Origin of the sequence: Streptomyces fradiae ATCC 10745 = DSM 40063, from assembly GCF_008704425.1 — a bacterium.
Classification (GTDB): Bacteria; Actinomycetota; Actinomycetes; order Streptomycetales; family Streptomycetaceae; genus Streptomyces; species Streptomyces fradiae.
Genome location: NZ_CP023696.1, coordinates 407,047 through 424,770, shown reverse-complemented (window position 1 = coordinate 424,770; position 17,724 = coordinate 407,047). Strand labels below are relative to the sequence as shown.

Here is a 17,724-nt window from a genome sequence, read left to right as displayed (position 1 = left end):
GAAGGGCGCGGCCGGGCAGCGGTGGAGTCGCCGGTGACCGTGCGCTGCCGCGCGGCGCGCGCTCGCAGCCGCCGGGGGCCGGGGCCGGTCGGCCTGGGCCCGGTGCGTCAGAGCGGAGCGGACGGGGCGGTCGGCGGCTTCCGCGGGGAGGCGAGGGGGACGGCGGCGCCGTGCCGGCGCCGGCGCCGGCCGTACTCGGCGACGGCCTGCCACAGGTCGCGCCGGTCGACGTCGGGCCAGGGCCCGGGGGTGAAGTACAGCTCGGCGTACGTGGCCTGCCAGGGGAGGAAGTTGGAGGTGCGCTGCTCGCCCCCGGTGCGCCACAGCAGGTCGACGTCCGGCATGTCGGGGTGCGGCAGGTGGCGGGCGAAGACCTCCTCGTCGACGAGGTCGGGGACCACGTCGCCCGCCTGCGCGGCCCGGGCGAGGGCCGCGGCGGCCCGGGTGATCTCGTCGCGCCCGCCGTAGTCGAGGCACACCGTGAGGGTCAGTCCGGTGCGGGCGCGGGTGCGGCGCTCCTCGTGCGCGAACGCCTGGACGAGTTCCTCGGGCAGTCTGCCGGGACGCCCCGACCAGCGCTGACGTACGTCGAGATCGCGGATGCGGCCCGCGTCGAGGTCCCGCCGGACCCCCTCCAGGATCGCGGTGATCTCGCCGGTGTCGCGTTTCCAGTTCTCGGTGGAGAACGCGTAGAGGGTGAGGTGGCGCAGACCGATCTCCAGGGCGCCGTAGACCATCTCGTGCGCCGCGACGGAGCCGGCGCGGTGGCCCTCGGACCGGGGCAGGCCGCGCTGCTGGGCCCAACGGCCGTTGCCGTCCATGACGATCGCCACGTGGCGGGGCATCCGGTCGGCGGCGATCCGCGGGGGCCGCGCCCCGCCGGAGTGCGGCGGCGGAGGCCGCAGGACGGTGTCCGCGGCCACCGCCGGGCGCGGACCGCTCGCGTCCGCCGCGGGGCGCCGGGGCGCGGGAACGGCCCGGGGCGTCAGGCTCCAGGCCAGGCGGGCGCGGACGCGCGCGGGGGCGAGGATGCGCGCGCGGGCCGCGAGGGAGGGGCGCGGGGTGCGATCGAGCAGGGAGGCGCCGGCCGCGTCGACGGCGTCCAGCTGGGCGCGCAGCAGGCGCGCCGCCGTGTCGAGCAGGTTGGCGGCGCCCGGATGCATGCCTCGCGTCAGGCCGGGCCTGGCCACCCAGGTGCGCGCCAGGTCGGTCGTCGCGCCGACCAGAGCCGCCGCGGCCGGGCTCCAGCGCCCGCGCCTCAGGTCGTCCTCCGCGCCCGGCCAGGCGTCCAGGGCCTCCCGCGGCAGGAGCAGAAGCCCTTGGGCGAGGTCGGAACCGAGGTCGGTGAGGGTGTCGGTGAGCTGGGCACCGCTGATGAAGTGCTCGTAGTCCCCCCGCCGGTCGAACCGCGGCGCCATGGGCGCTCCGGCCCGTTCGAACAGGTGCCCCACCTGGTCGACCCAGGGCACGACCCCCTCGTCGCACCAGGCCCGCCACTCGGCCCAGTCCGCGAAGCGCCGGCCGCGGACGTCGTCGCGTGTGCCGGCCATGGCGCCGTACAGTCCGGACAGGTCCAGGCCCCACCGCAGGGCGGTGTCGACCAGGGCGCGCCGGACCGGGTCGGAGCCGGAGCCGGCTGCGACGTCGCGCCGCAGGGCCTTGGTCCACGCCTCGACGCGGGCCGCGCGTTCCGCCGGCTCCGCACCGTCCTGGTCGGCGAGGTCGTCGAGGACGTTCGCCGCCGCCCACAGCGCCCACCCGGCCGGGCGCAGCGCCGGCGGCATGAGCTGGACGAGGGCGTACATCCCGGGATCGTGCTGCCGCGTGGTGAGTCGGCACGCCCGGTACGCGGCCCGCAGGGACGGGTCCTCACCGGAGCGTGAGCGCGCGGCCAGCCGCCGCCACCGTGCGCGCGGGGCGGCCTCGGTGTCCTGCGTCGTGGACCGTGGTGTGGTGCGCATGGGGACCTGGACCTCAAGGTGATTCCGTGCCGGACACCGCCGCCGGCGGCGCCGCGGGGCGGCCCGCCTCGGAACGGCCCGCCCCGCTGCCCGGGCCGGGCAGCGGGGGCCGGGCGGTCGACGGCAGGGAGCTGCGGGTGCTGCGGTGGAAGCCCGCGAGCGCGATCAGGGACGCCACCGCGAACCAGGCGAGCTGGATGGCCAGGTGGCCGGGCACCGGGGAGGTGGAGACCCCGGCGGCGGTGGCGGCCTGCATGGCCCCGTACGAAGGCAGGAAGCGCGTGATCGCGCTGTCGGCCCCGGAGCTGCTGATGGGGTTCTGCAGCGCGAGGTCGATGATGCTGGTCATCACGATGGCGAACATGCCCTCGACCTCGCGGCGCAGCAGGGAGCCGAAGCCGACTCCGAGCGCACCGTAGGTGAGGCCGGCGCAGAACAGCGCGGCGGCGAGCAGGAGAGGCTGGCGCGGTGTCCAGGCCAGGCAGGTGACCGCGGTGGCGTAGGCGGCGACCGCGGCCGAGGCCAGGGCCAGGGCGGTGACCTTCGCCAGGACGAGAGGGACGCGGGGGTAGCCGGCCAGGGCCAGCCTGCGGTCGAAGCCGCTGCCGGAGAAGGTGGCGGAGAACATCATGAAGCCGGTGATCAGCGTGACGGCGTTGAGCGCGCCGCTGATCTCGGTCAGTTCGTTGCCGTGCGGCGCCAGTGCCTCTCCGGTGGCGCGAAGCCGCATCCGCGCCGGGGCGTCGGGCATCGCCAGGTACGCCAGGGTCGTCCACACCGGGACGAACAGGCCCACCAGGATCACGGCGAACCGGTTGCGGCCGTGTTCGACGAGCGCGAACCGGGTGGCGACGGCGAAGCAGGTCAGGTGGGACCTCATGCCGCGGCCCCCTCCCCTTCCGGGCGGAGCCGTCCGTGGGCCAGGCGCCACAGCTCGTCCAGGCGCCCGGTGTCGTACGCCAGGTGCGAGACGACCAGGACCGAACGCCCCGCGTCCCGCAGCCGTCCGGCCAGGTCCCAGAACCGCTGGTAGGTGTCCCAGTCGAACCCCTGATACGGCTCGTCCAGCAGCAGCACCCGCGGATCGTGCATGAGCGCCAGCGTCAGGTTCAGTTTCTGCCGTGTGCCGCCGCTGAGCGCGCCGGTTCGCTCGTCGGCGTATCCGGTGAGGCCCAGCACCTCCATGACCTCCTCGGCGTACCGCAGGTCAGCCAGGAGGTAGGCCGTCCGGAAGTACATCAGGTGCTGCCGGACGGTGAGGGCGTCGTTGAGGATGACGTGCTGCGGGCAGTAACCGAACCGGCCGCCGTGGCGCACCGTGCCGCTCGTCGGCCGCAGCTCACCGGCCAGGACCTTCAGCAGCGTTGACTTGCCGGCGCCGTTCTCCCCGACGATCCCGCACAGCGTGCCCGGACGCAGCCGGAGGTCGACACCGCGCAGGACCGTGTGCCGACGGTAGGCATGGCGCACATCCCTGACCTCCACGCCTGTCTCCCCCTCGGACCCGAGCCGGCCGTTACCCGAACGGCCCAACGAGCACGCGGTGCCGAGGACACGGACCGCACGGACGTTCGGAGGCGCCGGCGACATCCCGCAGCACGTCGGGTACCCGCCTCCTGGTGGCCGCGTCTCCGGCGCGGGCCGGGGCGCCCCCGGCAAGCGCTTGACCTTGACACGGTGGCAAGGTCTTCACTGTCGTCCCGGAGGTGGTCCCGATGACCATGACAGAAGAGCACCACGGGCGGGCGCTCAGGGCCCTGCGGGACGGCGCCCCGTCGGCCCGGCTGCGGGCGGCCCTCGCGGTGGGAACGGCCCCGGACCCGGCCGCGGTCGGCACGCTCGTCGAGCGGTGCGCCGTGGAACCGGACTTCTCCGTACGGGAGATGCTGACGTGGGCGCTCACCCGCCTCCCGGCGGCGGTGACGGTCCCGGTGCTCGTCCGCGAGGTCCGCACGGGGGGAGCGCAGGCGCGGAGCCAGGCGCTGCACACCCTGTCCAAGATCCAGGACCGGCGGGCATGGCCGGTGATCACACCGGAGCTGCTGTCCGACGCCGACGACGAGGTGGCGCGCAGCGCCTGGCGGGCCGCGGTCGTGCTCGTACCCGAGGGCGAGGAGCACGAGCTGGCCGTAGAGTTGGCGGGGCAGTTGGGGCGCGGCGGGCGCGAGACCCGGCTCAGCCTCAGCAGGGCGCTGATCGCGCTCGGTGAGGCGGTGCTGCCGGCGCTGCACGCCGCGACCGGCCACCCCGACCCCGGCGTACGCGAGCACGCCGTGGTCACGGAACGGCTGCGGCGCGACCCGGACGCCGGGTTCGCGTACGCCGTCGAGGAGGCCAGACGTGTCGTCGCCCTCGGCGGAGGCGGCCGGGAGGAGCGGTAGGCGGTGCTGATCGGCGAGGTCGCGCGGCGGTCCGGGGTCACGGCCCGCATGCTCAGGCACTACGAGTCGATCGGCCTGGTGCGGCCCACGGGCCGCACCGGCGCCGGGTACCGCGAGTACTCCGCCGACGACATCCGGCGGATCTTCCACATCGAGAGCCTGCGGTCGCTGGGCCTCTCCCTGCACGACGTGGGGCGGGCCCTCGACGACCCCGGGTTCGCGCCCGAGCAGCTCGTCGGCGACCTCGTCCGGCGGACGCGGGAGCGCATCGCGGCCCAGACCGCGCTGCTCACCCGGCTCCGGCGGATCGGCGCCGCGCGGCCCGCCGGGTGGGAGGACGTCCTCCAGACCGTCGCGCTCCTGCGGGCTCTGGAGTCGAGGAGCACGGGGGCGCGGCAGCGCGCCGCCCTGTCCACCGCGCGCGAGGGCTCCGTGCCGGTGGCGGCGCTGGCCGAGGCGGTCCTCGGCGAGTCCGACCCGCACGTCGCCGGGGCCCTCCGCTGGGCCCTGGCGCGCGCGGGCGGGGAGGCGATCGCGCCGCTGGCGCGCGGGCTCGGCGCACCCGAACCGGAGGTGCGCGTACGCGCCGTGCGGTCCCTCGCCGAGATCCCGGACGACCGGGCGACCGCGCTGCTGCGGGACACGCTCGCGGACCCGGACACGGCGGTCCGGGAGTACGCGGCCCTGGCGCTCGGGGAGCGCGGAGCGGCCGACGCGGCCGAGCCGCTGATCGCCATGATCGTCGAAGCGCGGAGCGACGCCGACGCGGCCGACGCGCTGAGCGCGCTGGCCCGCGATCCCGCGCTCGCCGAGCGGATCGCCACCGGGCTCGTGGTCCGCCTCGCCCGCGGCGCCGCCGTCCCCTCCGCACGCCGGAGGCTGACGCAGGCGCTCGCCGACATTCCGGGGGACACCGCGACCCGCGCCCTGACGGAGCTGGCCCAGGACGAGGACCGCGTCGTCGCGCTCACCGCGGCGTACGTCCTCACGGTGCGCGCCGCGCGGTAACGCTCCCGGGGCGGAGGCCCGCCCGTCGCCCCTCCCTGCCCGGAGGCCGTGGCCCTGGGGGTGGCGACCGGGTCCGGCGCGGGGGCATGGTGGAAGGGACGGGCGATCGCACGCCGTCGCCGTGGTCCCGATCCGGAGGACCCCCGCCGTCCCGCAGCCCCTTCCCCCTGGAACACCATGCCGAGTCGTCCCGCCGTTCCCGCGGTACTGGCCGCCGCCGCGGTGGCCCTGACCGGCTGTGTCGCCGGCGCGGGCCCTCCGGGCGGCGACGGCCCGGCGGCGGTCGCCGTCACCCCGGCCGCCCCCGCCGGCGGCGCGGCGACCGCCCCCGAAGGCACGCCCGCCGTGCCCTTCCCGCCCACGGCGGCCGACCCGGCAGCCCTGCCCGCCCCGGCCACGGCCAGGACCCTGACCCCGCCCCCGGCGTGGGCCGCCCCGGCCGCACCGCCGGCCCCGGCTCCCGCCGAGGGCACGAGCAGCACCCCCAAGCCCCCTGCCCCGCCCCCCGACCGGCCGTCCGAGCCGTCGCCCCCGCCGGGAGACGCGCGCACCCGGCCCGCCCGGCTCGCCATTCCGGAGATCGGCGTCGAGGACCTGCGCGTCGTGCCGTACGAGGGCACCACCGACGACCGCCCCGGCACCCGCATCCAGGACAAGGGCCTCGCCGCCAGCCCGTACGGAGAGCGGGGCGGCGTGGGCCCCGGCGAGGTCGGCAACTACCTGGTCACCGCGCACCGGCTCTCCGCGGGCGGCCCGCTGCGCGACCTGCCGTCCCTGGAGGCCGGTGACCGGGTGCTCGTCACCGCGGGCGGCACGGTGTACGAGTACCGGATCACCGGGACCAGGACGACGTCCTTCCGGTCGGAGCGCTCCCTGGCGGAGCAGCGCGCCGCGGTGCCGGGCCGTCCGGGGCAGGAACCGACCCAGCCCATGATCACGCTCTCGACCTGTGCGACGCCCGAGGACGACGCCGCGGGCAACCACTGGCGCGACGGCCTCGGCAACCCGGAGCACCGCATCGACAAGATCGGCGTCCTCGTCTCGTCGAAGCCCGCGTCAGCCGCGCCGAGCACCTCCTGACCACCCGCGCGGGCCCTCCGGGGGGCGCTCCCGCCCGGCACCGGAGAAGCGGCCACGGCCGGCCGGCGCCCGGTCACCCCTCGGCGGAGTGCGGGGATCCGTCGTCGAGGACGATGCGCACGGTCTGGCCCCGGCCGGTGACGTCGGCGAGTCCGTCCGCGACGCGGTGGTACGCCGTCGTGGCCATCGCCCAGTTCGCCTCCAGCGGGGCGGCGTCGGCGCGGGTGGCCCACAGCTTGATGAGGACCGCGATGAGCGAGCGCCCGGAGAGGACGGTGCGGACGCGGCCCTCCTTGACGTCCTCCACGGCCGGCGGGGTGCGGAAGTGGTCGTGGTCCGCGGCCAGCGCGGCCAGCCACTCCCAGGTGTCGCGGTGCGCGAGCAGCTCGACGGTGGCGACGCCGGCCGCCTTCAGCAGCAGGACGCCGTGGGCGACGCGTGGGTCGCCGGGCCGGTCCGGGGAGGCCGGTGGGGCTGCGGGCGCGGTGGCCGTGGGCGTGTCCGCGCCCCGGTAGGCGGCCTCGACGGCGTTCCTGAGGGCCCGGTGGTCGAGGTCTCCGCCGTCGCCGGACGGGTGCGGGTGCGGGTGGGTGCTCTCCATGGTCTCCCCCTGCTGGTCGGCGTTCGCGTGGGTCGGCGCGGTGTCGGCCGGCGCGATGCCGGCCGGTGCGGTGTCGGATGCGGCGGCGCCGGGTGACGGGGCGCCGGGTGCGGCCGGCTCGGGCGCCGCGGTGCCGGCGCCGCCCCGGTGGTCCGGCGTGGCGGCGCCGGGGCCGTGCCCGGACGCGTCGCCGCCGTGCCCGGACGCGTCGCCGGCCGGCGTCCCGGGGTGGGCGGGCGGCCGACCCGGTGTCCCCTCCGGACGGCCGTCCGGCCACTCCCCGCCCTCCGGCCCCTCCACCGTGTCCTCGGCCGCGGCGCGGGGCCGGGGGAGCGCGGCGCGCAGGGCGTCGGTGAGCTCGCGGAGGTCCCGCAGCTCGCTCCTGGCCTCGTGGAGTTCGCCGATCAGGCGGTCCTGCCGGCTGCGTACCTCCCGGTTCTCCTTGCGCAGTTCGGTGACGCCGGCCTGGACGAGCTCCTGGAGCCGCAGCCCGCTCCGCGCCGTCTCCCCGTGCAGGGCGGACAGCCCGACCGCCGGGTCGTCGAGACGCCGCAGTTGCTCGCGCACATGTGCCAGCTCACCCCTGACATGCCTTTCGAACTCTTCGAACTCCCGTTTGCGCACCATGTGGCCCCCTGAGTGCTTTCCGATGGCAACCGCTGGTATCTCCCCGCGCGGGCCACCCGCGACGCGGTGGTTTCCAGCCGTTCGCCGTCGGCGGCCGGGAGCCACGGCCGTGCCACGGCGGCCGGGGCGGGAAGCCCCGCGCGGCGGCCGTCCCCACGGCAGCGGCCCGCCCCGGCCCACGGTGCTGCGGCCGGGGCCTCAGCCGGTCCGCCCGGCCATGACGACCACCCCCGGCCCGGTGTGCTCGTCCGCCGGTACCCGAAGTTCCGCGACCGGGCGCAGACCGGCCCGCTCGATCAGGTCCACGAGCTGCTCCGGCCGCCACCGATGGGTCGTCCAGCGCACGGGCACACCGCCGTACGCCTCGGTGCGCACCACGTCCCCGTCCCCGACGTGGGTGGCGGTGATGAGATGCCCGCCCGGCTTCAACGCCCGCGCGAAGAGGGCGAGTACGCGGGGCAGCACGTCCCGGGGGAGGTTGAAGAGCGACCACCACCCGAGCACGCCGCCGAGGGACGCCTCGGCCAGGTCGAGATCGGTCGCGGAGGCGACCTCGAACCGGCACCGCGGATGCAGGCGCCGCGCGTGCTCGATCATCCGGGGCGACAGATCCACCCCGGACACGTCGAGTCCGCGCTCGGCCAGGTAGGCGGTGACCGTGCCGGGCCCGCAGCCCACGTCGAGGACGGGCCCGAGCCCGCCCACCGTGTCGGCGAAGGCGTCGATCGACGCCTTGTACCAGGGGTGGCGCCGGATGTCGCCGATCCCCGTCGTCAGCACCATGTCGACGTAGTTGTCGGCCACCCGGTCGTAGGAGTCACGCACCACGTCGAGATCGGCGGGGCGTTCGATACGGTTCGCATGCATCGGCCCACCCTAGGAGCACACGGCGGCGCGCCGCCCCGATTCGGCCAACGCCCTTTGGGCGCACGGGCCTTCCCCGGCGACCGGCGGAGACCTCGACGCGACCGGGGACTGGCCGGGAGACCACTCAAGGACCGGGCGCCGCCCGCCGATAATGCGGGGTATGCCGAACCCGTACGCACGACGCCGCACGGTGCTCGCCGGCGCGGCCATGCTGACCGCAGGCCACGCCCTGTCCGCAGCGGCGACCGCGAACGCCTCGGGCCGGGTCCTCGCCGAACGGCGCCTGGACGAGCGGCTCGTCGAGCTGACCGTCGACTCCCCGGCCCTGGGCGGCTCCAGCCGCGTCGCCCTGCTCACCCCGCGCGGATGGGACCGCCGCGCGCCGGACGACCGCTGGCCCACCCTCTACCTCCTGGCGGGAGGTGACGGCGACCACACCACGTGGACCACGATGTTCCGCGTGCAGGAGCTCGCCGAACTGCTCGACGTGCTGGTGGTCATGCCCGCCATGCCGCTCTTCGGATTCTGGACCGACTGGTGGAACCACGGCAGGCAGGGCCCGCCCAGGGTGCGCACCTACTTCCTGCGCGAGGTCGTGCCCCTGGTCGAGCGGGCTTACGGCGCCGGGACGCGCAGAGCGGCGGCCGGCGAGTCGCAGGGCGGCTTCGGCGCCCTCGGGATGGCCGCCCGGATCCCCGGCCTGTTCGGCGCGGTCGCCGCCTTCGGGGCGCCGGTGCACCCGATCCGGCACCCCGAGATGTGGCTGTCCGGCGCGAAGTTCGTCGGCGTGGACGGCTACGCGGTCTTCGGTGACCCCTGGGAGCAGTGGGACGTCTGGCTGGCCTGGGACCCCTACCGCCACGCCGGGGGACTGCGCCGCACGCCCGTCTACCTGGCCTCCGGGGACGGGACCCCGGGCCCGCTCGACGGCGGGGACCCCGACCCGCACATCCCCGGCACCGAGAAGTGGGTGGCGCTGGCGGACGCGGGGGTCGTCTCCGTCACCGAGGCCGTCTGCGGGGAGGAGACCCGCATGCTGGCCGACCGGCTCACGTCGCTGAGGGCCCCGGTGACCACCCACATCTACCCCGGCACCCACAGCGGCACCTACGGGTACCGCGAACTGCGGCACGCGCTGCCGACCCTGCTGGGCGCCCTGCGCGGCGGCCCGCGCCGGTAGCCGGAGGGCCGCCGCCGAGTCGTTGTCCGGGAGGCGCGCACCTCCCGGTGACTCCTGCACGGCGGTGCGCCCCGGCGCCCGGCGCCGGCGGCGCGGGTCCAGTCCCGGGCGGCCCGGTCCGCGAGGCGGTCCGGTGGGGCACCGGCCGCGCCACCGGCCGCCCCGGGCGTACGGGCCTGACCGGACGCGCCACCGGACGGCTCCCGTCCCACGGGCTCCCGTCCGCCGGGTCGGCTCGGCCGGACGCCGCCCCGGGGGCGGCAAGGGAGGGGTCACGGTCCCCCGGGCCGGGGGGTCTCCGGTGCGAGGGCGCTGAGCACCGCCGCCAGGCGCGGCGGCTCGACCAGGTCGCGCAGCTCCGCCACCTCGGACCGGGTGAGCCAGGCATGTCCGCGCAGGTGCGCGCGTTCGCGGGGGAGCAGCCCGGCCCGCGTCGGCGCGGGCCGCTCCCCGGTGAACCGGGCGAGGAAGAAGTCCTCGGTCCCCGTGTACCGCCTGCCGTTCCACCGGACGTCGCGCGCGACGGGCACGGACCGGTCCGAGACCGCCGCGGGGACCAGCCCGGTCTCCTCGAACAGCTCCCGGCGGGCCGCCTCCAGGGGCGTCTCACCGGGTTCCACCCCGCCGCCGGGCGGCTCCCACAGCAGCGTCCCCGTGGCCGGGTCGCGCCAGTGCAGGAGCAGCAGGCGGTCGGCGGCGTCCAGGCAGATGACCGGACGGCCCGCCGGTGCGTCGTCGTCTCCACGGCCCCGACGGTACGCGGACCCCCGGACGGTGTGGAAGGCGCCCGCCGCCGCGGAGGCGTTCGGGGCGGGGCGTCACTTCGTCGCGCCCCGGGCGAAGCCGTTGTAGATGTAGCGCTGGAGGAAGAGGAACACGACCAGGGTCGGGACGATCACCAGGATGGTGCCGGCGGAGATGTGCTCCCAGTGGGCACCGAAGGGGCCCTTGAAGCGGAACAGCGCGGTGGAGATGGTGCCCAGCTCCTCCGACGGCATGTAGAGGAAGGGGATGTAGAAGTCGTTGTAGACGGTGATCCCCTTGATGATCACGACGGTGGCGACGGCCGGTTTCAGCAGCGGCAGGATGATCCTCCAGTAGACGGTGAGGGCGTTCGCCCCGTCCAGCCGCGCCGCCTCGTCGAGGGACACCGGAATGCCCCGGATGAACTGCAGGAAGACGTAGACGGAGACGATGTCCGTCCCCATGTAGAGCAGGACGGGTGCCCACAGGCTGTTGAACAGGCCGAAGCCGTTCACCACCTGGAAGGTGGCGACCTGGGTGGTGACGCCGGGGACCAGGGTGGCGACGAGGAAGAGCGCCATGACCGGCCTCTTGGCGCGGAAGTCGAAGCGGTCGACGGCGTAGGCCGTCATCGAGCCGATCAGCACCGTCCCGGTGATCGAGAAGAGCAGGATGAACGCGGTGTTGCCGAAGGCCGACAGCATCTTCCCGTCGGTGAACGCCGTCGCGTAGTTGGCGAAGTTGAGCCAGTTCTCCGGCGGCGACAGGGCGCCTCCCTCGGCGACCTCCCGTGACGTCTTGAGGGAGGTGAGGAAGACGACGGCCAGCGGGACCAGGACGACCAGCGACGCGGCGACCAGCGACAGGTAGGTCAGGGCCGGGGCGAGCCGGCTGCGCCGTACGGGCAGGGGAGCGGTCATACGAGGTCCACCCTCTCGTCGGGCGTGATGCGGCGCTGGATCCAGGTGACCAGCAGGATGATCAGCAGCAGGACCACCGCCGCGGCCGACGCCAGGCCCGTCTTGTTGAACTGGAAGGCGAGCTTGACCGTCTGGATGACGAAGGTCGTCGTGCCGGTCGCGCCGCCGGTCATGATGTACGGGATCTCGAACACGGACAGCGAGCCGGAGATCGCCAGGATGACGCTGAGCCCGACGACCGGCCGGATGCCGGGGGCGATGATGTGCCGGAACTGCTGCCACCGGGTGGCCCCGTCCAGCTCCGCCGCCTCGTACAGCTCGGCGGGTATCGACTGGATCGCACCGAGGAACAGGACGAAGTTCAGCCCGGTGAAGCGCCACACGGACACCCCGGCCAGCGAGGTGTTGGCGCTCGCGGGGTCGCCCAGCCAGGCACGGTCGGAGCCGGTGCCGAACCACGCCAGGATCGAGTCGAGCGTGCCGCCGTCCTGGAAGAAGTAGAGGAACACGAAGCCGATCGCGACCCCGTTGACGAGGTACGGGAAGAACAGGATGCCCTTGAACAGGTTGCGGAAGCGCAGGTTCCAGCTGAGTACGGTCGCGAAGTACAGGGCGATCACGATCTGCACGGCCGACGCGGCCAGGTAGTACAGGCTGACGAAGAACACCCGGAACAGCTCGGGCCGGGTCGCGATCTGCACGTAGTTGTCGAAGCCCGTCAGGCTCCGGTCGGGGCTGACGCCGTCCCAGTCGGTGAAGCTGTAGTAGACCATGTTGCCCACCGGCACGTAGGTGAACGTGATCAGCAGGGCCAGCGGGGCGGCCAGGAAGAGCCACGGGGTGAGGCGGCGCAGAAGGGTGCCGCGGGGCGGGGCGGGGCGCCTCGGCCCGCCGCGCGGCGGTGCGGCGGTGCGTCGCGGCACCTTCGCGGGCGCCGCCGTGTCGGTCGTCTCGGTCATGTCGGGCCTTTCGTCGTCCGCTGGTACGCGGCGGGCGGTGGGGCGGTCGGGCGGTGAGGCGGTGAGGCGGTGAGGCGGTCGGCCCCGCCCGCCGGTCCGGGACGGACGGGGCGGGGCCGGTGACGGCTGGGCGGTGCGGGGAGCCGGCTGGGCGGGGTCGGCACCGCGCCGGGAGGGGCTGGGCGGGGCCGGCCGGGCGTCAGGAGGGGCTGGCCGGGGCCCGGCCGGGTGTCAGGAGCCGGCGGCCTTCGCCGCCTCGTTCCACCGCTTGTCGAGGTCGGCGAGGAACTCCTCCAGGCCGCCCTCCTGCGCGCCGCGGGCCGTGTCGACGAGCTTCTGCCGGTAGTCGGGCTTGTTCAGGCCGATCTCGGCGGCGTTGTCGACGGTGTTCACCTCGCCGGTCCTGGCCTCGGAGCGCTCCAGGAAGGTGACATCGTTGTCAACGAAGTCCTCGAGCTCGCCGGGCATGGGGGCGGACCGCAGCGCCGGCACCGCGCCCTCCTTCGCCGAGAACCCCGACTTCTCGGTGAACCAGTCGATCCAGGCCCGCGCCGCGGCCTTCTGCCCCGAGTGGACGTTGACGGCCTGCTGGTAGTCGGTGGCGAGCATGGCGCAGAACTTCCCGTCGCGCTGTGCGGGGAAGGGCATGAAGCCGATGTCGTCGGGGTCCGCGCCGCTCCTGCGGGCCGCGTCCCGCATCTGCGTGATGGCCCAGGATCCCAGGTGCATGGTGGCCACCCTGCCCTGGGCGAGCATGCCCTTGGACGCCTCCCAGTTGGTGGTGCTCGGGTCCTTCTCGGCCAGGCCGCCGTCGACGATCCGGTACAGCAGCGAGTCGATGGTGTGCAGTTCGCCGCCCTCGCGCCACGGCGAGACGGGCCCGGCGAGCTTGTCGGTGGCGGTGGCGTCGCAGGTGACCGAGCCGATGTCGTTGCTCCACGCGGTCAGCGGCCAGGCGTCCTTGAAGTTGGTGTAGTACGGGACCGCGTCCGTCTTCGCCTTGACCGCCTTCAGGGCGCCCAGGAACTCCTCGGGGGTGGTGGGCCACTCGGTGACGCCTGCCTTCCGCCAGACCGCCTTGTTGTAGACGAAGCCGTTGGCCGTGCCGAAGATGGCGATGCCGTACACCTTGCCGTCGACGGAGGTCTTGTCGCCGAAGCGGTATCTGGCGCCCAGCTCCCCGGTGGTGCCGAGCGGGGCGAAGAACCTCGGATAGTCGTTCTTGGCCACGGCGGCCGGGATCATCAGGACGTCGCCGTAGTCCTCGGTGTTCATCCGGATCCTCACCTCGCCCTCGTAGTCGGTGAGGGCCTCGAACTCCACCTTCACCTTGGGGTGGGTCCTGTTGAACTCGGCGGCGTACTTCGCCATCGTGCCGTTCTGGACGAGGTCCGTGCGATGGGTCAGGACCTTGATGGTGCCCGACGCCTCGGCGGGGTCGGCGGGTGCCTTCGCGGTCTCGCCGGAGGGCGCGCCCTGGCCGCCGCACCCCGCGGCGGTCAGGATCGCGGCGGCCAGCAGCGCCCCCGTGAACGCCTTCTTCTTCCCCATGCGCCCAGCTCCTTCAGATGTGCGGCTCAGCTCCGCGGGTGGGATGTCGGCACTATGTCAGTCGGTGGTGAACCGGTAAAGCTCCGGTTTCCAGCACGATGCCCAATCGTTACCGGACCGGTCGTGGTAGCGCACGCCACGTGCGTAGAACCGGGGTGGATCGGTCCACGAGTAGAGCTTTACCGGTTTATGAACACACGTTGATCGACGGGTTAGGTTGGCGGCCGTCACCCGCACCCCCGGCCTGAGTCAGGCGATTGGAGCCGCACCATGAAGGACACCACCCCGCTCGGCGAGGGCTGGAGCCTGCGCCACGGAGAGGAGGTGCTGGAGGCGGCGGTGCCCGGCTGCGTCCACACCGACCTGCTGGCCGCAGGCGTCATCCCCGACCCCTTCCTCGGCCTCAACGAGACCGAGGTGGCCTGGGTGGGCCGCCGGGCCTGGACCTACGCCCGCGACCTGGCGTACGAGAGCGCGCACGAGCGCACCGACCTCGTCTTCGACGGCCTGGACACCGCCGCCGCCATCACCCTGGGAGGCGAGGCGGTCGGCACCACCCGCAACATGCACCGCCGGTACCGCTTCGACGTCACCGGGCGCACCGGGCGGCTGGAGGTCCGCTTCGCCTCGGCGTACGACGAGGCCGGGGCCGTACGCGCGCTCACCGGCGAGCGTCCCAACGTCTATCCGGAGCCGTCCCAGTACATCCGCAAGATGGCCTGCGCCTTCGGCTGGGACTGGGGCCCCACGCTGGTGACCGCCGGCATCTGGCGGCCGGTCCGCCTGGAGCACTGGTCCACCGCCCGTATCGACCGCGTGCGCCCCCTGGTCACCGTGGACCGGGGCACCGGCCTGGTCGAGGTGCGGCTGGAGGTCGAGCGCTCCGCACGGGGCCGGGGCCGCACCCTGCGCGCCGAGGCGCGGGTGGCCGGCGCCCGCGCCGAGGCCGTCCTCACCGGCGACGAGGCGGTGCTGCGCCTGGAGGTGCCCGAACCGCGTCTGTGGTGGCCCCGCGGCCACGGCGAGCAGCCCCTGTACGACCTGCGCCTCACGCTCACCGACGACGAGGGCGGCACGCTGGACACCTGGCACCGCCGGATCGGCTTCCGCACGGTGGAACTGGACCGGTCGGCGGACGAGCACGGCACCGGCTTCACCCTCGTCGTCAACGGGGTGCGGATCTTCGCCCGCGGCGTCAACTGGATCCCCGACGACGCCTTCCCGTCCCGGATCACCCCGGAGCGGTACCGGACCCGGCTCACCCAGGCCGCCGAGGCCAACGTCGACCTGGTGCGGGTGTGGGGCGGCGGCATCTACGAGGACGACGCCTTCTACGACGCCTGCGACGAACTGGGGCTGCTCGTCTGGCAGGACTTCCTCTTCGCCTGCGCCGCCTATCCCGAGGAGCAGCCGCTGCGCGGCGAGGTCGAGGCCGAGGCCCGCGACAACGTTGTCCGGCTGATGCCGCACCCCTCCCTCGTCCTGTGGAACGGCAACAACGAGAACCTGTGGGGCTTTCGCGACTGGGGATGGGAGAAGCCGCTCGCCGGAAACTCCTGGGGCGAGGGCTACTACCTCGGACTGCTGCCCCGCGTCGTCGCCGAACTCGACCCGACCCGCCCGTACACCGCCGGCAGCCCCTGGTCCGGCTCCTGGGACCACCACCCGAACGACCCGGCGCACGGCACCCACCATTCCTGGGAGGTGTGGAACCGCCGCGACTACGCCGACTACCGGACGAGCGTGCCCCGCTTCGTCGCCGAGTTCGGCTGGCAGGCGCCGCCCGCGCAGGCCACCCTCCGCCACGCCCTGCCCGGCGAGGAGCCGGCGCCCGACTCGCCGGGCATGCTCCACCACCAGAAGGCCGAGGACGGCAACGGGAAACTGGACCGGGGCGTCGCCCGCCACTTCCCGCCGCCCGGCGGCGACTTCGACCGCTGGCACTACCTGACCCAGCTCGTGCAGGCGCGGGCGGTCGCCGCGGGCATCGAGCACTGGCGCTCGCACTGGCCCGTCTGCGCCGGCACCATCGTCTGGCAGCTCAACGACTGCTGGCCCGTCTCCTCGTGGTCCGCCATCGACAGCGAGGGCCGCGTCAAGCCCCTCTACCACGAGCTGCGCCGGGTGTACGCGGACCGGCTCCTCACCCTCCAGCCCGACGGCGCCGGGGTACCGGACGCCGGGGCGGTCGGCTCGGGGGGTCCGGGTACGGGGGAGGCCGGCGCCCCGGGTCCGGGTACGGGGGAGGACCGCCCCGGCCCGGTGCTCGCCGCCGTCAACCAGTCCGCCGAGCCCTGGCGTACCGCGGTGACACTGCGCCGCTGCGAGGCGGACGGGACCGTCCTCCACGAGACCGTCCTCGACGTGGCCGCCGCGCCCCGCTCCGTCGTGCGGCTGCCGGTGCCCCCGGACCTCGTGCCGGAGGCGCGCTCCGCGAGGGAGTTCCTCGTCGCCGACGCCGACGGACTGCGCGCCCTGCACTTCCCCGTCGCCGACAAGGACTTCGCCTACCCGAAGCCCGCCTACGACATCGACGTGGAGCCCGTGCCCGGACAGGGGGATAGAGTCGACGTCGTGGTGACTGCCCGTACCCTCGTCCGAGACCTCCTGCTCCAGGCCGACCGGCTGGACCCCGCCGCCGTCTGCGACAGCGGCCTGCGGACCCTGCTGCCCGGCGAGCGGACCCGCATCCGGGTCACCGGCTGCGGACCCGTCGACGAGCGGGCCGTCGAGGCCGCCCTGTACTGCGTGGACCCCACATGAGCGGCGCGCCCGACCGGGTCACGATCAAGGACGTCGCCGCTCGGGCGGGGGTGTCGAAGGGGGCGGTGTCGCTGGCGTTCAACCACAAGCCCGGCGTCTCCGCGGCCACCCGCGAAAGGATCTTCGAGGCGGCCCGCGAGCTGGGGTGGTCGCCCAGCGCGACCGCGCGCAGCCTCTCCAACCAGCGGGTCGACATCGTCGGCCTCGCCCTGTGCCGCCCCGCCCGGCTGCTCGGCCTCGAACCGTTCTACATGGACTTCATCTCCGGCATCGAGAGCGTCCTCGCGGAGCGGTCCTGCTCGCTGCTGCTGCGCCTCGTCCGCGACCTGGACGAGGAGATCGCCCTCTACAAGGAGTGGTGGGGCGGCCGGATGATCGCCGGGGCGATCCTGGTGGACTTCCGCGAGGACGACCCCCGGCTGCCGTCGCTGCACGGCATCGGGCTGCCCGCCGTCGCCGTCGGGCACCCCTCCCTCACGGGCCCGTTCCCGGCGGTGTGGACCGACGACGCCTCCGCCGTCGCCGAGGCCGTCCGCTACCTCGCCGCCCTCGGCCACCGCAGGATCGCCCGCGTGGGCGGCCCGGCCGACCTCGGCCACAGCGTCATCCGGGCCCGCGCCTTCGCGTCGACGACCCGCGAGCTCGGTCTGGAGGAGGCCCGGCAGGTCGCCACGGGCTTCGACGAGAAGGAGGGCGCCCGCGCCACCCGGTCCCTGCTGCTCGCGGCCGACCGCCCCACCGCCATCGTGTACGACAACGACATCATGGCGGTGGCGGGCGCGGGGGTCGCCGCCGAGATGGGGTTCACCGTCCCCGACGACCTGTCGCTGATCGCCTGGGACGACTCCCAGCTCTGCCGCATCACCCACCCGACGCTGTCGGCGATGAGCCATGACGTGCACCACTTCGGCGCGGAGGTGGCACGCGTCCTGTTCGACGTGATCAACGGTACCCACAGCGGTGCCCACCAGGCGCCGACGCCCACGCTCACCCCCCGCGGTTCCACCGCGAGGGCGCCGGGGGCCGGCGCGTAGCGACCGGCGAGCGCAGGGCCGCGCCCCATGGCGGGACGCGGCCCTGCG

Annotated in this window: 15 protein-coding genes; 6 read left to right on the top strand and 9 right to left on the bottom strand. The window is 74.8% G+C overall.

From position 1 onward, the window contains the following. Positions 1–107: 107 nt before the first annotated feature. From uppS to CP974_RS01825, 3 genes are read right to left on the bottom strand one after another with little or no spacing between them, the layout of a single operon-like run. Positions 108–1,961 (bottom strand): polyprenyl diphosphate synthase, encoded by a 1,854-nt coding sequence (gene uppS, locus CP974_RS01835; protein ID WP_031129992.1) that lies wholly within the window; start codon positions 1,959–1,961, stop codon positions 108–110. Positions 1,962–1,974: 13 nt separating this feature from the next. Beyond that, complete coding sequence (locus CP974_RS01830) at positions 1,975–2,841, bottom strand: membrane protein (RefSeq protein WP_037937271.1); 867 nt, start codon at positions 2,839–2,841, stop codon at positions 1,975–1,977. Next, positions 2,838–3,446: an ABC transporter ATP-binding protein gene (locus CP974_RS01825; protein WP_031129990.1), complete on the bottom strand. Its 609-nt coding sequence runs from the start codon at positions 3,444–3,446 to the stop codon at positions 2,838–2,840. Before CP974_RS01825 ends, CP974_RS01830 begins: the two co-directional genes overlap by 4 nt. 230 nt (positions 3,447–3,676) lie before the next feature. On the opposite strand from CP974_RS01825, the gene CP974_RS01820 reads away from it, so the two are divergent. The 3 genes from CP974_RS01820 (at position 3,677) to CP974_RS01810 (ending at position 6,430) form a co-directional block, all read left to right on the top strand. Continuing rightward, positions 3,677–4,342, top strand: a complete 666-nt coding sequence (locus CP974_RS01820; RefSeq protein ID WP_031129989.1) for a HEAT repeat domain-containing protein — start codon at positions 3,677–3,679, stop codon at positions 4,340–4,342. 3 nt (positions 4,343–4,345) lie between these two features. Then, the gene (locus CP974_RS01815) at positions 4,346–5,350 is read left to right on the top strand and encodes a MerR family transcriptional regulator (RefSeq protein WP_031129988.1); all 1,005 of its coding nucleotides are present in this window, start codon (positions 4,346–4,348) and stop codon (positions 5,348–5,350) included. Positions 5,351–5,527: 177 nt separating this feature from the next. Next, positions 5,528–6,430: a class E sortase gene (locus tag CP974_RS01810; protein WP_223844499.1), complete on the top strand. Its 903-nt coding sequence runs from the start codon at positions 5,528–5,530 to the stop codon at positions 6,428–6,430. A 73-nt stretch (positions 6,431–6,503) separates the two neighbouring features. Here CP974_RS01810 and CP974_RS01805 read toward each other — a convergent pair whose 3' ends face one another. After that, positions 6,504–7,658, bottom strand: coding sequence for a hypothetical protein (locus tag CP974_RS01805; protein ID WP_031132659.1), 1,155 nt, complete (start codon positions 7,656–7,658; stop codon positions 6,504–6,506). 198 nt (positions 7,659–7,856) lie between these two features. Beyond that, entirely contained in the window at positions 7,857–8,525 is a 669-nt protein-coding gene (locus tag CP974_RS01800; RefSeq protein ID WP_031132661.1) for a class I SAM-dependent methyltransferase, read from the bottom strand. 160 nt (positions 8,526–8,685) lie between these two features. On the opposite strand from CP974_RS01800, the gene CP974_RS01795 reads away from it, so the two are divergent. Continuing rightward, positions 8,686–9,705 carry an alpha/beta hydrolase gene (locus tag CP974_RS01795; protein WP_051839550.1) on the top strand — a complete coding sequence of 340 codons (1,020 nt, stop codon included), beginning with the start codon at positions 8,686–8,688 and terminating at the stop codon, positions 9,703–9,705. A 272-nt stretch (positions 9,706–9,977) separates the two neighbouring features. Here CP974_RS01795 and CP974_RS01790 read toward each other — a convergent pair whose 3' ends face one another. The 4 genes from CP974_RS01790 to CP974_RS01775 all read right to left on the bottom strand — a co-directional run bounded on the left by CP974_RS01790 (position 9,978) and on the right by CP974_RS01775 (position 13,879). Next, positions 9,978–10,382, bottom strand: coding sequence for an NUDIX domain-containing protein (locus CP974_RS01790; RefSeq protein WP_373276748.1), 405 nt, complete (start codon positions 10,380–10,382; stop codon positions 9,978–9,980). A 141-nt stretch (positions 10,383–10,523) separates the two neighbouring features. Beyond that, complete coding sequence (locus tag CP974_RS01785) at positions 10,524–11,369, bottom strand: carbohydrate ABC transporter permease (RefSeq protein WP_031132667.1); 846 nt, start codon at positions 11,367–11,369, stop codon at positions 10,524–10,526. After that, positions 11,366–12,328, bottom strand: a complete 963-nt coding sequence (locus CP974_RS01780; RefSeq protein WP_031132669.1) for a carbohydrate ABC transporter permease — start codon at positions 12,326–12,328, stop codon at positions 11,366–11,368. Before CP974_RS01780 ends, CP974_RS01785 begins: the two co-directional genes overlap by 4 nt. Positions 12,329–12,559: 231 nt before the next feature. Then, positions 12,560–13,879 (bottom strand): ABC transporter substrate-binding protein, encoded by a 1,320-nt coding sequence (locus tag CP974_RS01775; protein WP_031132671.1) that lies wholly within the window; start codon positions 13,877–13,879, stop codon positions 12,560–12,562. A gap of 270 nt (positions 13,880–14,149) precedes the next feature. Between CP974_RS01775 and CP974_RS01770 the strand changes: the two genes are divergently transcribed. Both CP974_RS01770 and CP974_RS01765 read left to right on the top strand, forming a co-directional pair. After that, positions 14,150–16,642: a glycoside hydrolase family 2 protein gene (locus tag CP974_RS01770; protein WP_031132673.1), complete on the top strand. Its 2,493-nt coding sequence runs from the start codon at positions 14,150–14,152 to the stop codon at positions 16,640–16,642. Continuing rightward, positions 16,639–17,676 carry a LacI family DNA-binding transcriptional regulator gene (locus tag CP974_RS01765; protein WP_031132675.1) on the top strand — a complete coding sequence of 346 codons (1,038 nt, stop codon included), beginning with the start codon at positions 16,639–16,641 and terminating at the stop codon, positions 17,674–17,676. The genes CP974_RS01770 and CP974_RS01765 overlap by 4 nt, the downstream gene beginning before the upstream one ends. The last annotated feature ends 48 nt before the right edge of the window (positions 17,677–17,724 follow it).